This is a genomic window from Bacteroides faecichinchillae JCM 17102 (assembly GCF_000614145.1).
In the GTDB taxonomy this organism is placed as follows: Bacteria; Bacteroidota; Bacteroidia; order Bacteroidales; family Bacteroidaceae; genus Bacteroides; species Bacteroides faecichinchillae.
The window spans coordinates 1-16,314 of sequence record NZ_BAKK01000066.1 but is presented as its reverse complement, the minus strand read 5'-3'; the positions used below and the strand labels follow the sequence as shown (position 1 = coordinate 16,314).

8 protein-coding genes and 2 pseudogenes are annotated in these 16,314 nt (G+C 44.3%); 5 read left to right on the top strand and 5 right to left on the bottom strand.

Features of this window, described 5'->3' with window-relative positions:
* Nucleotides 1-95: 95 nt before the first annotated feature.
* The 5 genes and pseudogenes from JCM17102_RS19420 (at nt 96) to JCM17102_RS19405 (ending at nt 7,744) form a co-directional block, all read left to right on the top strand.
* The gene (locus JCM17102_RS19420) at nt 96-1,550 is read left to right on the top strand and encodes an IPT/TIG domain-containing protein (RefSeq protein WP_025076373.1); all 1,455 of its coding nucleotides are present in this window, start codon (nt 96-98) and stop codon (nt 1,548-1,550) included.
* Nucleotides 1,551-1,570: 20 nt separating this feature from the next.
* Nucleotides 1,571-4,642, top strand: coding sequence for a SusC/RagA family TonB-linked outer membrane protein (locus JCM17102_RS19415; protein WP_025076372.1), 3,072 nt, complete (start codon nt 1,571-1,573; stop codon nt 4,640-4,642).
* Between the two features lie 10 nt (nt 4,643-4,652).
* Nucleotides 4,653-5,336, top strand: a pseudogene (locus tag JCM17102_RS32280) (RagB/SusD family nutrient uptake outer membrane protein); the annotation flags it as partial.
* A gap of 3 nt (nt 5,337-5,339) precedes the next feature.
* The gene (locus tag JCM17102_RS19410; RefSeq protein ID WP_306302490.1) at nt 5,340-6,701 is read left to right on the top strand and encodes a RagB/SusD family nutrient uptake outer membrane protein; all 1,362 of its coding nucleotides are present in this window, start codon (nt 5,340-5,342) and stop codon (nt 6,699-6,701) included.
* A gap of 32 nt (nt 6,702-6,733) precedes the next feature.
* Nucleotides 6,734-7,744, top strand: a complete 1,011-nt coding sequence (locus JCM17102_RS19405) for a DUF4973 domain-containing protein (RefSeq protein WP_025076370.1) — start codon at nt 6,734-6,736, stop codon at nt 7,742-7,744.
* Between the two features lie 687 nt (nt 7,745-8,431).
* Here the strand turns inward: JCM17102_RS19405 and JCM17102_RS19395 are convergent.
* From JCM17102_RS19395 to JCM17102_RS28545, 5 genes and pseudogenes are all read right to left on the bottom strand, one after another.
* Nucleotides 8,432-9,442, bottom strand: a complete 1,011-nt coding sequence (locus tag JCM17102_RS19395; protein WP_025076369.1) for a DUF4973 domain-containing protein — start codon at nt 9,440-9,442, stop codon at nt 8,432-8,434.
* 27 nt (nt 9,443-9,469) lie between these two features.
* A pseudogene (locus JCM17102_RS28550) lies at nt 9,470-11,514 on the bottom strand (RagB/SusD family nutrient uptake outer membrane protein).
* 11 nt (nt 11,515-11,525) lie between these two features.
* Nucleotides 11,526-14,600, bottom strand: coding sequence for a SusC/RagA family TonB-linked outer membrane protein (locus JCM17102_RS19385; RefSeq protein WP_025076367.1), 3,075 nt, complete (start codon nt 14,598-14,600; stop codon nt 11,526-11,528).
* Between the two features lie 20 nt (nt 14,601-14,620).
* Nucleotides 14,621-14,701 carry a hypothetical protein gene (locus JCM17102_RS32015; RefSeq protein ID WP_275564443.1) on the bottom strand — a complete coding sequence of 27 codons (81 nt, stop codon included), beginning with the start codon at nt 14,699-14,701 and terminating at the stop codon, nt 14,621-14,623.
* Between the two features lie 262 nt (nt 14,702-14,963).
* On the bottom strand, nt 14,964-16,055 hold the full coding sequence (locus JCM17102_RS28545; protein WP_051573024.1) for an IPT/TIG domain-containing protein: 1,092 nt from the start codon (nt 16,053-16,055) through the stop codon (nt 14,964-14,966).
* Nucleotides 16,056-16,314: the final 259 nt, after the last annotated feature.

Here is a 16,314-nt window from a genome sequence, read left to right as displayed (position 1 = left end):
AATGTTGAGTTAGAAGAAGAGTTTCGGTATGGCATTGTAGAGATGCAAATATGTATTTTAAATATAATTTTTTATTAACCTTTTAAATATGTTTTATGAATAGACACTTGATTTACGCACTGGCATTGTGTGGCATGATGGTAACCGGTTGTAGCGATACGACAGATCCTACGGTGTGGGACACTACACCATGCGATCCGTCACGACCGGTGGAATTCACGAACTTTACCCCTAAAGAGGGTGGTGTTCGTACCCGACTGTTTATTACCGGCTCGAATTTCGGTAAGGATGAGAATAAGATTACCGTAACTATTGGTGGGCAAAAAGCGCCTATTATTTCTACTAACGGTTCGAGCATGTATTGCATGCTTCCCCCGCGCGCTTATAGCGGTATTATTAACATCATTGTCAAGGATAAGGACGACAATGTGGTAACGGACTATACGTTTGAAGAACCTTTCAATTACCAATCCAGGACCGTAGTGGGTACTTTGTTGAGAAAACATGATCCTGAAACGGGTGCCCACCCGTTTCAGGACGGATCTATCGACGATGGAGCGGGACTTCCTTATTCCGACTGGATGATATTCGATCCGAAACCGGATGAAGGCGACAAGATTATCTTCACCAGCAATTACGATGGAGGCGACGCAGGTCTTCGAGCTATTAATTTGACTAAGCGGACAATAAGTACTCTTTATTCGGGATCACGTTCAGCTAAAATGCAGTCATTTGAATTCTCTGCTGACGGTGATACCTTGCTATTTGCCGATGACAACGGAAAGGGTACTATGGGTGATGTGACCATGACCAATATCTGGTACGCTCTTCGCTCGGAAGGTTTCACTAAATTGCGCTCCTACTGCTATGGACCGTGTGCGTACGCTGTGGCTTACATGCCTGATGGAACCATATTCTATACAGTATACCCCAACGGATCTGTTTTAAAGATGGATCGCGGTAACAATGCGGCTCCTCCCTTTATTGACAGAAAGTGTGAAGTGATGTGCTCCATGAATCAGGTTTCTGCGGATAAGGGACGCCAGATTAAGATCAAAGCGCATCCGGAAGGTAAATACGTGCTTATTTTCAGTATTCAGACGGGAGCTATTTACAAATGTGATTTCGATCCGGTGCAACACCGACTGGGCGGAATTCAACTTTATGCCGGAGATTATGGCTCTAGTGGTAATGCAAACAATGTTCAGGAAGGTGTAGGCGCTCAGGCGCGTTTCGCAAGACCATGGGCGGGTTGTTTCGCATACAATCCCAGATACGCCAATCGTCCCGATGGCGATATGTACGATTTTGTCTTTATGGATCAGGTAGCACATTGTATGTGGAAGATTACTCCTGACCAGGTATGCTCTATCATTGCCGGACGCAGCAATTATACGGTCGATAATAGTTACGTAGGATATATCGACGGTGATCCGTTGCATGAGGCCCGTTTTAACGCACCGCGCGGCATTACCTATGATCCGGAAGAGGAAACTTACTATTTGGTGGACAATGGAAACCACGCCATTCGTTATTTGAGAACCGAATAATACTATAAAACACATATGATATGAAGAAATTATTTTTTCTGTTCTTACTGGTGGTAGGTTATACCACCGCATCCTATGCGCAAGAGCAACAGATAGAGGTGACGGGTATTGTTACCGACGGCAATAACGAGCCGCTTATCGGTGCGAACGTTACAGTGAAAAATATGCCGGGCTTCGGTGTGATGACCGATATGGACGGACGTTATAAGATAAAGGTACCCGAGTATTCCACACTAATCTTTTCTTACATAGGCTTTGAAAAGCTGGAAAAGCTAGTAAAGGGAAACAAGGTCATCAATGTGGTGATGCAAGAAGATAAAACCACTTCGCTTGACGAAGTAACCATCACTGGTACGGGAGCCCAGAAAAAGATTACCGTTACGGGAGCCGTGACTACGGTAGACGTTTCCCAATTACGCACTCCGAGTGCCAGCATCACCAATGCATTGGCAGGTAACGTACCGGGTATTTTGGCTCGTCAGGTTTCCGGTCAGCCAGGTGAGAACATCTCCGAGTTCTGGATTCGCGGTATTTCCACTTTCGGAGCCGGTTCAAGCGCGTTGGTGCTGGTGGACGGATTCGAACGTAGTCTGAACGAAGTGAACGTGGAAGACATCCAGGACTTTTCTGTATTGAAGGACGCTTCCGCCACTGCCATTTACGGTTCGCGTGGTGCGAACGGTGTTGTGCTGATTACCACCAAACGAGGAAAAGAAGGTAAGACAAGAGTTAATGCGAAAGTGGAGACCTCTTACAGCACCCGTACCAAGACACCGGAGTTCGTGGATGGAGTAAGATACGTGCAGATGGTGAACGAGGCGTTTACCACACGCAGTAAACCGGCTCCTTACACAGATTCAGACGTGGAACTTTTCCGCAGCGGACTCGATCCGGAACTTTTTCCAAATGTAGACTGGATGGACATGATTCTTAAAAAAGGCGCCCCCATCTACCGCGCCACGGTTGATTTAAGTGGTGGTGGTACTACAGCGCGCTACTTCGTTTCCGCTAGTTACGTGGACGAAGGCGGTATGTACAAGACCGACAAGGGATTGAAGGAATATGACACTAACGCCAATTATCGCCGCTGGAACTACCGTATGAACGTAGATTTGGATTTGACCAAGACCACTTTGCTGAAGGTGGGCGTGTCAGGATCGTTGGACAAGCAGAACCAGCCGGGCGGAACAGCCAGCCAGGTTTGGATATCTGCCCTTAGCTACAATCCCATCGCCACTCCGGTGCAATACAAGAACGGAAGATGGGCGGCGCAAGGAACAAATAATCAAATAAATCCTTGGTTCTTAGTTACCCAAATGGGTTATGCCGAGAACTGGAACAACAAGATACAGACGACCGTCAATCTGGAACAGGACTTTAAGTTCATCACCGAAGGTTTGAAATTCATCGGACGTTTTGGTTATGACACCAATACCTATAACAGCAACGCGCATCGTAAATGGCCGGATATGTGGAGGGCTCAAAACCAACGCAACGGTTTGGGACAATTAGAATTGAAGAAAGTGGTGGACGAGCAATTGATGACGCTCTCACCGACTTCAACCGGTAACCGCAAGGAATACCTGGAAGCGGAACTGCATTACAACCGCACGTTCGGCGACCATATGGTGGGTGGAGTATTGAAGTATACGCAGGACAAGACGGTGAACACTTCCGAAAATCCTACAAAAGATGCCATCATGGGCATTGAAAACCGTCATCAAGGTTTGGCCGGTCGGTTTACCTACGGATGGAAATACCGTTACTTCTTCGATTTCAACTTTGGCTATAACGGTTCGGAGAACTTCGCTACCGGACACCAGTTCGGTTTTTTCCCCGCTTATTCCGTGGCTTGGAATATCGCCGAAGAGTCCTTCATCAAGAAAAACCTAAAGTGGATGAACATGTTCAAAGTACGCTATTCGTACGGTAAGGTAGGAAACGACTTCCTGACAAAGCGCTTCCCTTACTTATCAACGTATAAAACGGAAGACAAATACGGTTATTATTTCGGTGACGTGAGAACCAGTACGTTTAGTGGTGCGTTCTATCCGGGACTGACTTACAGCAATTTCGCATCAAACGACATTTCGTGGGAAATAGCCAAGAAACACGACGTGGGTTTAGACTTCTCTTTGTTTAACGACAAGGTCACCGGTACGGTCGATTATTTCCACGAGAGACGCGACGGAATCTATATGCAGCGTACCTTCCTGCCTTACAGTACCGGTCTGCTGGAGTATTCCCCGTTCGACAACGTAGGCTCCGTATTGTCAAAGGGGTTTGATGGTAACATCGCCATTAACCAGAAGGTGGGTGAAGTGAACCTGACTTTCCGTGGTAACATGACTTATAGCAAGAACGAAATCAAGGAATACGACGAGCAATACAACCACTATGACTATAAGTATAGGAGAGGTTACCGTGTGGACCAGCTGAGAGGTTTGATCGCGGAAGGGCTGTTCTCCGATTATGACGAGATCCGCAACAGTCCCCAACAGACGTTCGGTGAAGTTGCCCCCGGTGATATTAAATATAAGGATGTAAATGGCGATGGAGTGATTGATGGTAATGATGAGGTACCTATTGGTGCTACCACCAAACCGAACCTGATTTATGGTTTTGGTCTGTCAGCTGCATGGAAAGGATTCGATTTCAATTTGCATTTCCAAGGAGCAGGTAAGTCTTCTTTCTCACTTTATGGATCAGTGGCTTATCCTCTGAGCCAAGGATATTGGGGTAATATTCTGACAGACGTGGACGGCAACTACTGGTCGCTTGGCACCAACGAGGATCCGCACGCCAAGTATCCGCGCCTGAGCTTTAACGGCAACTCTAACAACTTCCGTACTTCCACGTATTGGATGCGCGACGGTTCCTACCTCCGGCTGAAAAATTTGGAAGTGGGTTATACGCTGCCTACACATTGGGTGAACCGTGTCTATTTGAATAAGGTCCGCATTTATTTTATGGGAACCAACCTGCTGACATTCTCCAAGTTCGACCTTTGGGATCCGGAAATGGGAAGCGGAACAGGCGAGAAGTACCCTTTGAGCAGAACCTACACGGTGGGACTGACTGTTAATTTATAAAATAACGATTATGAAGAAAAGATATATATATTTGATGGCGTCCGTCATGGCTTTCGGACTCTTCTTCACTTCCTGCTCCGATTACTTGAGTGTAGAAAAGCACTTCAACGACATGCAGTCTGAAGATAAGATATTTAATAACAGAACTTATACCATGCAATGGCTGTCTTATTGCTACTGCCGGTTGATGGGAGACAATATCGAGGTTGGCCACAGCCGTTTCTGCCCGCAGAACTTTGCGGATGACCAGGTGTTCAGCGAGACTTATGCCCGTTACAAGGCTTACAAATTGGGAGAGATCGGGTATGGTTATTCATATAGCGGTTACTATCAGAATTCTTGGAAATGGTCTTACGCCGCCATCTACCAGGCTACCGTTTTGATAAATAAGGTGGACGGGAATACGGATATGACACCGGACGAAATTTCCGACGTGAAGGGACAGGCCCGCTTTTTGCGCGCGTACTTCTATTGGCTGCTGATGAGAAGATATGGTCCGGTGCCCCTCATGCCGGTGGAAGGTGTGGATTATGGAAAGAGCTACGATGAGCTGAGCTATCCGCGCAACACATATGACGAATGTGTGGAATTCATTGCGGAAGAAATGAAGCAGGCCGCCAAGGAACTGCCGGAAGAACGCGACAACCTGAATATGGCGCGTCCCACACGCGGAGCCGCTTTGGCGGTACGTGCCAAGGTGTACCTTTACGGAGCCAGCCCGCTTTTTAACGGAAACCAAGAAATGTCGGATTTTCAGGACCGAACCGGACGTGTGCTTATTTCACAGGAATATGACGAGGAAAAGTGGGCGAAAGCCGCTGCCGCTGCTAGAGACGTGATAGAAGGAGGATGGTATGAGCTGTTTACGAGAAAATTCCGTGAAAGTGAAGTTGCCGGCGACTATGCGAACCCCAAAACCATCGCTCCTCCTTATCATCCTGTTTATTCAGAAGCAAATTTCCCCGACGGATGGAAAGACATCGACCCGTTCGAGTCATACCGCTCGACATTTAACGGTGAGGTCAATTTTTACCATAACCCGGAGATTATTTTCAGTCGCGTCACCAACAGGGCGGAAGGCGACTACTCCTATCTGGGAGATTATTGCGATGTAGCCGATATGGTCAAGCACCAGATACCGAATTCAGCGGGCGGATATAACATGCACAGTATGACCATGAAACAATGCGACGCTTATGATATGGCGGACGGAACACCTTTTGACCGCAACGACCATCTGGAGGGTTATGCAAGTGCTGCAAATAAGAATTTACGTCCTTACGATAATTTGGAAGACGGAGTTTGGATGGGATATGCCAACCGCGAGCCACGCTTTTACGCGTCAGTAGGATATAACGGAGCGAGATGGAACTGTACCAGCGCTTCGGACCAGTCGGCCACTGACGTAATTAACAAGCAGGTATGGTACTATCGTGGCAAGCTGGACGGGCGCGCCAACAATAGTGAGCGTTGGCTGGCTACCGGTATCGGTATCAAGAAATACATTCATCCGAACGATTGCATGAATCATGGCGGAAATATTCAGGAAAAACTGGAACCGGCTCTCCGCTACGCAGACATATTGGTGTCATACGCTGAAGCGTTGAACAACATCGAGAAAGGCAACAGTTATACTATCGAATCGTGGGACGGAAGCCAAACTTATACCATAAAACACGACATCAACGAGATGCGTCGTGGCATGAAGCCTGTCCGCATGCGCGCCGGTGTGCCCGATTTCACTGACGAGGTTTATAACGACCGCGAACTGTTCTTCGAACGTCTGGTACATGAACGCCAGATCGAGTTCTTCGCCGAAAGCCAGCGTTACTACGACTTGCGCCGTTGGAAAATAGCTCCCCAACACGAAGGTGAGCAGATTTACGGATGCAATGTGATGATGGACGAAAGCAACAGGGATGCTTTCTATACGCCGGTTAGAGTGGCGGGAGTGCAAACCGCCTTCTCGCGCAAGCAATACTTCTGGCCTATGATCTACGATGAGTTGCAGCGTAATAAGAACATGACTCAGGCACCCGGATGGCAGGATTACGATTAACGCGAATCTTAATACATAAAGAATAACGAAATATGAAGAAAAAATATATATTAGGAGTAATGTTGGGGGCATGCGCTTTATTCAGTTCATGCAACGACGAATGGAAAGATGAATTGTACAGGGAGATGGTGTCATTGAAAGCACCGTTGAATGCTCAGGGAGTGCACGACATTTATGTACGTTACCATGCTGACGGTTCCGGCTCGTTCCATCTGCCGGTCATTGTGAGCGGCTCAAAGGACAATGCCCGCAACATTAACGTGAAGATCAGCGTGGATAATGATACGCTTGAAGATTTCAACCAGCAAAAGTACTCGGCTCGCAGAGACTTGTGGTACAGACAGCTTCCGGAGCAATTTTACTCGTTCCCTATGGGGGGAGTCTGCAATATTCCCGCCGGAAAGAACACTATGACATACGACATCGACTTCGACCTGAGAGGGTTGGACCTAAATGAGAAGTGGGTACTACCATTGACCATAGAAGAGGACCCGTCGTACGCGCTGAATGTCCGCAAGGGATATTATAAGGCGTTGCTGAATCTTCGTTTGTTCAACGAGTATTCAGGAAGCTACGCTTCGAATTCCGTAAGTGTCTATATAGGCGACAACACAAGTGACCCCGCCACGGTGGCCACCCGCGAATTGCGCGTGTTGGATGACAAGACGGTATTCTTCTATGCCGGCACGTGGTGGGAGGAAGATATAGACCGCAATAAATATAAAGTAGGCGTCAGATTCCTGGAGGGTACGAAAGACGAGAACGGAGTAGAGACTGGACCGCTTGAAGTGTTCGCGGTGGATCCGGCGAACCCGACCGATATCCAACCGTATGGTAACTGCTATTATCGTAGAAGTGTAGAACAGCATGCGACACTGCCGCATATCGAGAAGCGCACTACGACGATATATCTGAATTATTATTATACGGATGTCTCTTCCGACCCGGAAAACCCGATCAGGTACAGGGCTACCGGAAGTATGGGTACACAACGCTCATTCAACACGTTGATTCCAGATGAGGATCAGGCTATACAATGGTAAAACTTCATCTTGTTCCACAATATTGCGAAGGAGCGGGGCCGAAGTAAATCGGGAGAAATGAAAAAGTCCTTTTTTTGAATCTCTTCTAGAAAGCGGGATAAATCAACGCATCAGTTGTATTTATCCCGTTCTTTTTATAAAAGCATGTTTTATGAATCCTATTTGCATGTTAAAGTATCGAATCAGTCGCAAAACTTGGTGGATACTTTATGGTAATATGATGCTAACCACATTCATATTTAAATAATTGGTAGCAAAAACAGTCTATTAGGGCAAAGGATTATTCTCACCGCAATGAGAATAAATACTCATAGTAACGAGAATTTTTTCTCAATGCGATGAGTATTTTTTCTCATAAGGGTGAGAAATTTTTCTCATAGTAATAAGAATACTTTGAGAAAATAATCGATTATAAATTGCTTTGTACTAATTAGGAAATGAACTAGAACAAGATTATTTGCATGAAAGTTATCCACCAGATTTTGTGACTGATCCGGGTTCCCGTAAGGTGGAGAACGTGATTACAATAAAAATGCTGGAATATTTGTTTGCTGTGCAGAACCTATAGCGATTTATAATGCGTACTTCCTGTCTGAAAAGTTGTATTAAGAAATAAACCCTAATAGTTTTGGGAAAACATTTAGGGTTTACTTCATATATTTATATCTTGTAATATTTAATAAAGACTTACCACTGAATAGCCTGATCTTGATCCGGAATCAATGTATTAACCGAACGTTGCATAGACATATTGCCCGTGACACGATAAGTAAGTGGATTATTCGGATCTGAAGTAACATCTGTATAATAATAACTCAAATACATCACCGTAGTATGTAATTCTATATGCGGTTGAGTCGGATGCGGTTCTACGCTTCTTCTGTAGGTACAGTTACCATACGAACTAATTTGTGCCTCATTAACAGCATCACCCGCTTTAACAGTTAGTGGACCAGTAACTATCCCGTCAACATCCTTTGTCCCTTCACCAAATTCAACAACCACTTTATATTTGTCGCGCTGCTCATCCTCTTCCCACCATGTACCAGCATAGAAGAAAACTGATTTATCATCCACTACTCGGACATCACGGGTCCCCGTCGTAGCAGGGTCGTTACTGCTTTCTCCCAAATAAACATTCATACCCGTTGCGGAGTAAGTACCCGAGTAATCATTAAAAAGATGTAGATTCAATAGTGCCTTATAATATCCCTTGCGGACATTTAGCGCGTATGACGGGTCCTCTTCTATGGTCAATGGCAGTACCCATTTCTCATTCAGGTCCAGTCCTTTCAAATGAAAATCGATGTCATAGGTCTGGACGTCTCGTCCAGCAGGAATAACACAAATGTTTTCTGTAGGGAATGAATAAAACCGTTCTGGCAATTGTTTGTACCACAGGTCCCTGCGGTCCAAATATTTCTCTGTATTCAAAATTGCAAGAGTATCATTATCCACACTAATTTTCACGGCTATATCCTGGTCATTAGTTTGAGAACCACTGACAATTACTGGTAGTTGGAACGAGCCGCTACCATCAGGCTGATAGCGTATGTAAATATCACTCACGCTGTTACTGCCGTTCGGTGCCTTGAAAGAAACCATCCTTGTAAAAAGCTCGTCTTTCCATTCATCGTTGCATGAGACCAATAAGGTGCACATGCACAATACCATTCCTAAAATATATACTTTTTTCATATCACTTCATTATTTATATTACATCTCTTAATCGTAATCTTGCCATCCGGAGCTTGGGTCATGTTCCTATTCCGTTGTAACTCATCATAATTCATGGGCCAAAAGTATTGTTTTCGGGAAAAAGCGGTTTGGACTCCAGTTACTCTAACCGGCGTATAAAACGCTTCAGCATGTTTCTTATCCATCATTACGTTGCAACCGTAAATCTGTCCTCCTTCATGTTCCGGTGCAATCTTCCAGCGGCGTACATCATAGTAACGCTGACTTTCGGCAAAGAACTCTATCTGACGTTCATGCACGATTTTCTCAAAGAACGCGTTCCTATCGTTATATACGTCATTATCATAGTCAGGTACTCCGGCACGCATGCGGACGGGCTTTACACCTCGACGCATTTCTTCGATATCGCGGCCAACGATGTATGTGGTGTTTCCGTCCCATGAAGGAATCTCATAGGTCGTTGTCAAATTGTTCAACGCTTCTGCATATGAAAGCAATATATCTGCATAACGAAGAGCGGGTTCCGGCTTTTGCGTAATACTTCCACTGTTATTGGCGCAGTCGGAAGGATTGACATACTTCTTTATACCGATACCGGTAACCAGCCAACGATCAACGCTATTGGAACGTCCGTCCGTTTCACCACGATAATACCACACCTGCTTGTTTATAACATTTACAGCACCGGTTCCTGTGGCGCTTGTACAGTTCCACCTTGCACCATTATATCCTACAGATGCGTAGAAACGGGGTTCACGATTAGCATATCCCAGCCAAACGCCATCTTCTAAATTGTCATAAGGGCGGTCCGCTTTGTTATCAGCACTAGCAAAGCCTGTCATACCAGTTGTACGGTCATAAGGTTTTCCATCCGCCATGTCATATGCGTCACACTGTTTCATTGTCATACCATGCATATTCCATCCACCGATGGATGACGGCATTTGATGTTTTACCAGTTGTACTACATCGCTATAATCACTCAGATCATCAAGATTAGCAGCATTATCGTTTACGACACGACTGAAGATAATTTCCGGATTATTGAACAAAAAAACTTCTCCGTTGAATAATGAACGATAAGAGTCGAACGGATCGATATCCGCCCATCCATCAGGGAAAGGTTTGTCGGAAAACTTCTCATTATATGGAGGTATGATAGTCTTCGGATAAGAATAGTCTCCTTGGGCTGCCGTTTCCCGTTTTTTAACTGTAAAAATCTTATACCATCCACCTTCTATCACGTCTCTAGCCGCTGCTGCTGCCTTTGCCCATTTGGACTCGTCATATTCCTGCGGAATCAAAATACGCCCACTCTTATCTGTGAAATCCGACATCTCTGTATTTCCGTTCGCCAACGGACTAGCCCAATAAAGATAGACCTTGGCACGTACCGCTAGAGCAGCTCCCCGGGTAGGACGGGCAAGATTCAGATTATCTCGTTTCTCCGGTAACTCTTTAGCTGCTTGTAGCATTTCTGAGGTAATAAATTCCACACATTCATCGTACGTGTTACGTGGATAACTCAGCTCATCGTAAGATTTGGTATAATCGATCCCTTCAGTCGGCAATAAAGGTATCGGTCCATACCTTCTCAATAACATCCAGTAAAAGTAAGCTCGAAGGAAACGAGCCTGTCCCTTCACATCCAGAATCTCTTCCTGAGTAAAGTCTTGATTGGCGTCTACTTTATTGATCAAAACAGTGGCTTGATATATAGCAGCATACGACCATTTCCAAGTATTCTGATAATAACCGCTATATGAATAACCGTATCCGATTTCTCCTAATTTATAGGCCTTGTAACGACCATAAGACTCACTAAAGACTTGGTCATCTGCAAAGTTCTGGGGACAAAAACGGGAATGCCCCACTTCTATGTTATCGCCCAATAGACGGCTATAGCAGTAAGAAAGCCACTGTAGTGTATACATATCATCAGCGAATATTTTATCTTCCGATTGTGTATCTTCGAAATATTTTTCCACATTCAGAAAGTCGGAGCAGGAAGTGAAAGATAGTCCGCAAGTGACAACTGCCATTCCCAGCAATAAGTGTATTTTTTTCTTCATAGTATTCTATTTTATATATTAACAGTCAAACCTATTGTATAGGTTCTGGATAACGGATATTTTTCTCCTGTTGCGCTACCCATTTCAGGATCCCACAGCTTGAAACCGGAGAATGTCAATAAGTTGGTTCCCATGAAATAAATACGCATCTTGTTGATATACAAGTTTCTTGTCCATCTGGCAGGAAACGTATAGCCTAATTCCAAATTCTTCAGACGAAGATAAGAAGCGTCACGCATCCAATAAGTGGAATTTTGGTAGTTGTTACCATTGGGTCCGAAGGTAAGACGTGGATATTTCGCGTTCGGATCCTCATTCGTACCTAGCGACCAATAATTTCCTACAACGTCAGTCAGGATATTTCCCCAATATCTACTACTGAGAGGGCGAGCAACTGTCCCATATGTTATGAAGGAAGATTTCCCCGCTCCTTGGAAGTGTAGGTTGAAGTCGAACCCTTTCCACAAGGCTGAAACCCCGAATCCGTAAATCAAATTTGGTTTGGTGGTAGCACCGATAGGTACAATGTCATTGTTATCAATAACTCCGTCACCGTTGATATCTTTATACTTGATATCGCCTGGAGCTACGTCTCCGAATGTCTGCTTGGGACTATTACGAATGTCGTCATAGTCTGTAAATAGTCCTTTCGAAATCAGCCCCCTCAACTGGTCTACACGGAATCCGCTGTGGAGGGTATAGTCATAATGGCTGTAAGCTTCGTCATACGCTTTGATTTCATTTTTACTATAAGTCATGTTACCGCGGAAGGTAAGATTGACTTCACCCAACTTCTGGTTGTAAGAGATATTCCCATCAACCCCCCTCGATAAAACGGATCCTACATTGGCATACGGAGCATCCTCCAGTAAACCGATACTATACGCTAAGAAAACTCGCCGTTGATAGATTCCGTCACGCTGTTCATGGAAGTAATCTACGGTACCGCTGAACTTGTCGTTGAATAGAGAGAAATCAATTCCGACATCGTGTTTTTTCGCGATTTCCCATGAAATACCTCTTGATGCGAAATTATTGAAGGTTAATCCTTGGTAGAAGGCGGATGGAGAGCTTGAAGTACCTATATCTCCGTAATAATAACCGTATTTATCACTGGTCTTATATGATGACAAATAGGGGAAACGTGATGATAAAAAGTCATTGCCCACTTTTCCGTATGAATAGCGGAGTTTGAACATATTCATCCATTTGAAGTTTTTCTTGATAATAGGTTCTTCTGCGATGTTCCATGCCGCAGAATAAGCTGGAAAGAAACCAAATTGATGACCGGTAGCAAAATTCTCCGAACCATTGTAACCGAAATTAAAATCAAAGAAATAGCGATATTTCCAACCGTACGTGAAGCGCCCGGCTAATCCCTGATGACGGCGTTCGATGGCTTGAATTGCGTTTTTCTCAAAGTTTTCCGATGTATTCACAGTTTTATCTTGAGAATATTTGATAACACTGCCCACCATGTGGTCACCAAAGGTACGATCATAATGCAACTCAGCCTCCAGATACTCTTTGCGTTCACCTGTCGAATGGGGATTAACCACCATCAACTGTTCGTTCACTACCTTGTCATATTCCAGTTCCCCTAAGGCATTCCGCTTGTTTTGGGCCTTCCACATATCGGGATATTTAATATGTGAGTTTGTGTTATAGGTATTAGTATCGTATCCAAACCGTCCGTAGAATTTCAATCCTTTGGTGATAAATTTCAGGTCTTGTTCTAGATTGGCGGTACTTTGTATCTTGTTGTTCCATTTTTCCTGATATCCCATTTGTGTAACCAACATCCATGGATTTATTTGGTTATTAGTTCCCTGCGCAGCCCATTTCCCGTCCTTGTATCTTACCGGAGTGGCAATGGGATTGTATGACAATGCAGAAATCCATATCTGGCTAGCAGACCCTCCCGGTTGGTTCTGTTTATCCAATGAACCGGATATGCCCACCTTCAGCAAAGTGGTTTTTGTCAGATTCAGGTCGATGTTCATACGATAATTCCATCGGCGATAGTTGGCGTTAGTGTCATATTCCTTCAATCCCTTGTCGGTCTTGTACATGCCTCCTTCATCCACATAGCTCGCAGAAACGAAGTAGCGCGCGGTAGTGCCTCCGCCGCTTAAATTAATCGTGGCACGATAAATTGGAGCACCTTTCTTAAGAATCATGTCCATCCAATTCACATTCGGATAGAGTTCCGGATCTAACCCGTTCCTGAAGAGCTCGACTTCCTCGTCCGTATAAGGAATTGGCTGACTACGTGTAGAAAACGCTTCATTCACCATATTAACGTAAGTCACACCGTCCACAAATTCCGGAGTCATGGTACGCGTACTGTAAGAAGTCTCTACTTTCGCGTCTATTTTCGTTTTACCTTCTTTTCCTCGTTTGGTAGTAATCAATACAACACCGTTTGCACCACGAGAGCCATAAATAGCTGTCGCGGAAGCATCTTTTAAGACAGAAAAGTCCTGAATATCCTCTACGTTGATTTCGTTCAGACTGCGTTCGAATCCATCGACCAATACCAGCGCACTGGAGCCTGCTCCAAACGTGGAGATACCGCGTATCCAAAATTCGGAGATGTTATCGCCCGGCTGTCCAGAAGTCTGACGTGCCAAAATACCTGGTACATTACCTGCTAGGGCATTTGTAATACTGGAAGTAGGAGTCCTTAGTTGCTCCACGTCCACTGTGGTCACTGCGCCAGTGACGGTAATCTTCTTCTGTACACCGGTACCTGTAACGGTAACTTCATCCAATACATTATTTTCATCCTCTTTCATGACAATGTCAATCACTTTCTTACTTTTTACAAACACTTCTTGTGACGTAAAACCTATATAAGAGAAAATCAATGTAGAATAATCGGGCACTTTTATCTTATATTTGCCATTGGCGTCAGTCATCACACCGAATCCAGGTATGTTCTTCACGGTAATGTTTACACCGATAAGCGGCTCCTTATTTATATCGGTAACAATACCCGTCACTTCCACTTGTTGTTGCTCCTGTGCATAGGATACGCTAACATATCCTGTCACCAACAAAAACAATAAAAATAGTTTCTTCATATTACATGTGTTTTATAGTATTATTCGGTTCTTAGATAACGGACACAATGATTTCCATTGTCACCGATATAGAAGGTCTCCTCCTCCTCGTCATAGGCTATCGATTGTGGATTGTTAAAACGTGCCTCGTGTAATGGATCGCCATCAATATATCCATTATAAGCATTGTCCGCTGTGAAATTACTACGACCCGCAACGATGCTGGCGATCCCTTCCGGAGTGATTTTCCAGATGCACTGCCCGCGCTGGTCGGCCAGATAAAAATCATAAACATCTTCTCTGCCTTCTTGTACATATTTGGGATTCTTTACAAAATCACCGCACCAGGAAGTCCGAAACGAGCCAGTGATCCGGCCCCTTCTTTCACTTCCGCTGCCGATCCGGCCAATGTAGATCCCGCCACAAGTGTAGGGCTGTTAAGCATTTTAGCCACAGGATCATATTCACTTTTATAAATGCCACCCTCGTAACGGCTGAATATATAAACGAATTTTCCACTCGGATGCGCCTCATCTTCACTTGGCGACCCGCACTCCTAAGAAAATCGAAACAAACAGTAGCACTTCCGTCTATGATAGGTACCCCGCTATTACGTACTAGTTTCATTATAGAAGCGTTCGGATAAGTGGCAAAGAAAATGGTTCCGTCCGGCATATATACCAAGCCATAGGTACACGAACTGTAAGAGTACGTACGTAATTTCTGAAAGCCTTCCGAGCGCAATAAATAATGAATGTTAGGCATTGTAATATCACCTTTAGTACCTCTGCCGTTATCATCGGTAATTAATAACGTATCTCCATCTGCTGAGAAAGTAAAGGTTTGCATTTTGGGAGATCGTGAACCTGCATAAATCGTTTTTACCTCCTGTTTAGTCAGATTAATCATACGGATACCTTCGCTTCCACCACTGAAGTTGCTGGTGAAGATTACCTTGTCTCCATTATCCGGTTTTGGGTCAAACACCATCCAGTCACTGGCCGGGACTCCGGCTCCATCGGCAAAGGCACCGTCTTGAAATGGGGCAGCTCCGGTTTGGGAATTGTAGTTTCTCAATAATGTCCCTACTACCACCTGAGACTGATAACTAAAACGCTCCTCAAATGTATATTCTGTGACAACATTGCCATCTTTGTCATCAATAGCAACTTTAATATCACCATCATAAGCACGCGCCGGAAGCATACAATGTATTTTTGAACCATCAGATGCAATTACCGGTGCTTTATGCCCTCCTATCGTCACATGAATCTTACTCTCATCCGTACCAAAATTTGAACCCGTAATATACATTCGAGTACGTACCCCTCCCTCTTTAGGAGTAAAGTCTGTAAACTCCACCGGTTTTGACGGATCACAAGGCTTGAAATTCCATATACTAGGATCCTTGAAATCGTCTTTGCAGCCGACCACAAACAAACAGCACATAAGTGCTACAATCAGGTGTTTATCCATAAATTCAACAATTAAAAGGTTAATAAAAAAGGTATATTTTTTTAATATGTATTTATCATTCTACAGCACTTACGATAGAATACTTACTAACTTCAAATTTTACAATAAATAGAATTGACATATGTTAAACTTAAACAGTACTCTTTCCATATGTATTCTAAACTTAATCTGTTCTAACTGAATATTTCTAACGTTATAACTTTTATCATTCAAAAAGTCTCTTCTATGATACTGTGGGTACACTTTTATCTCCAACATT

Bases quoted from the DNA above. Each gene is read 5' to 3' on its own strand.
- JCM17102_RS19420 (WP_025076373.1), top strand. From the start codon at position 96: ATGAATAGACACTTGATTTACGCACTGGCATTGTGTGGCATGATGGTA.
- JCM17102_RS19415 (WP_025076372.1), top strand. From the start codon at position 1,571: ATGAAGAAATTATTTTTTCTGTTCTTACTGGTGGTAGGTTATACCACC.
- JCM17102_RS19405 (WP_025076370.1), top strand. From the start codon at position 6,734: ATGAAGAAAAAATATATATTAGGAGTAATGTTGGGGGCATGCGCTTTA.
- JCM17102_RS19395 (WP_025076369.1), bottom strand. From the start codon at position 9,442: ATGAAAAAAGTATATATTTTAGGAATGGTATTGTGCATGTGCACCTTA.
- JCM17102_RS19385 (WP_025076367.1), bottom strand. From the start codon at position 14,600: ATGAAGAAACTATTTTTATTGTTTTTGTTGGTGACAGGATATGTTAGC.
- JCM17102_RS28545 (WP_051573024.1), bottom strand. From the start codon at position 16,055: ATGGATAAACACCTGATTGTAGCACTTATGTGCTGTTTGTTTGTGGTC.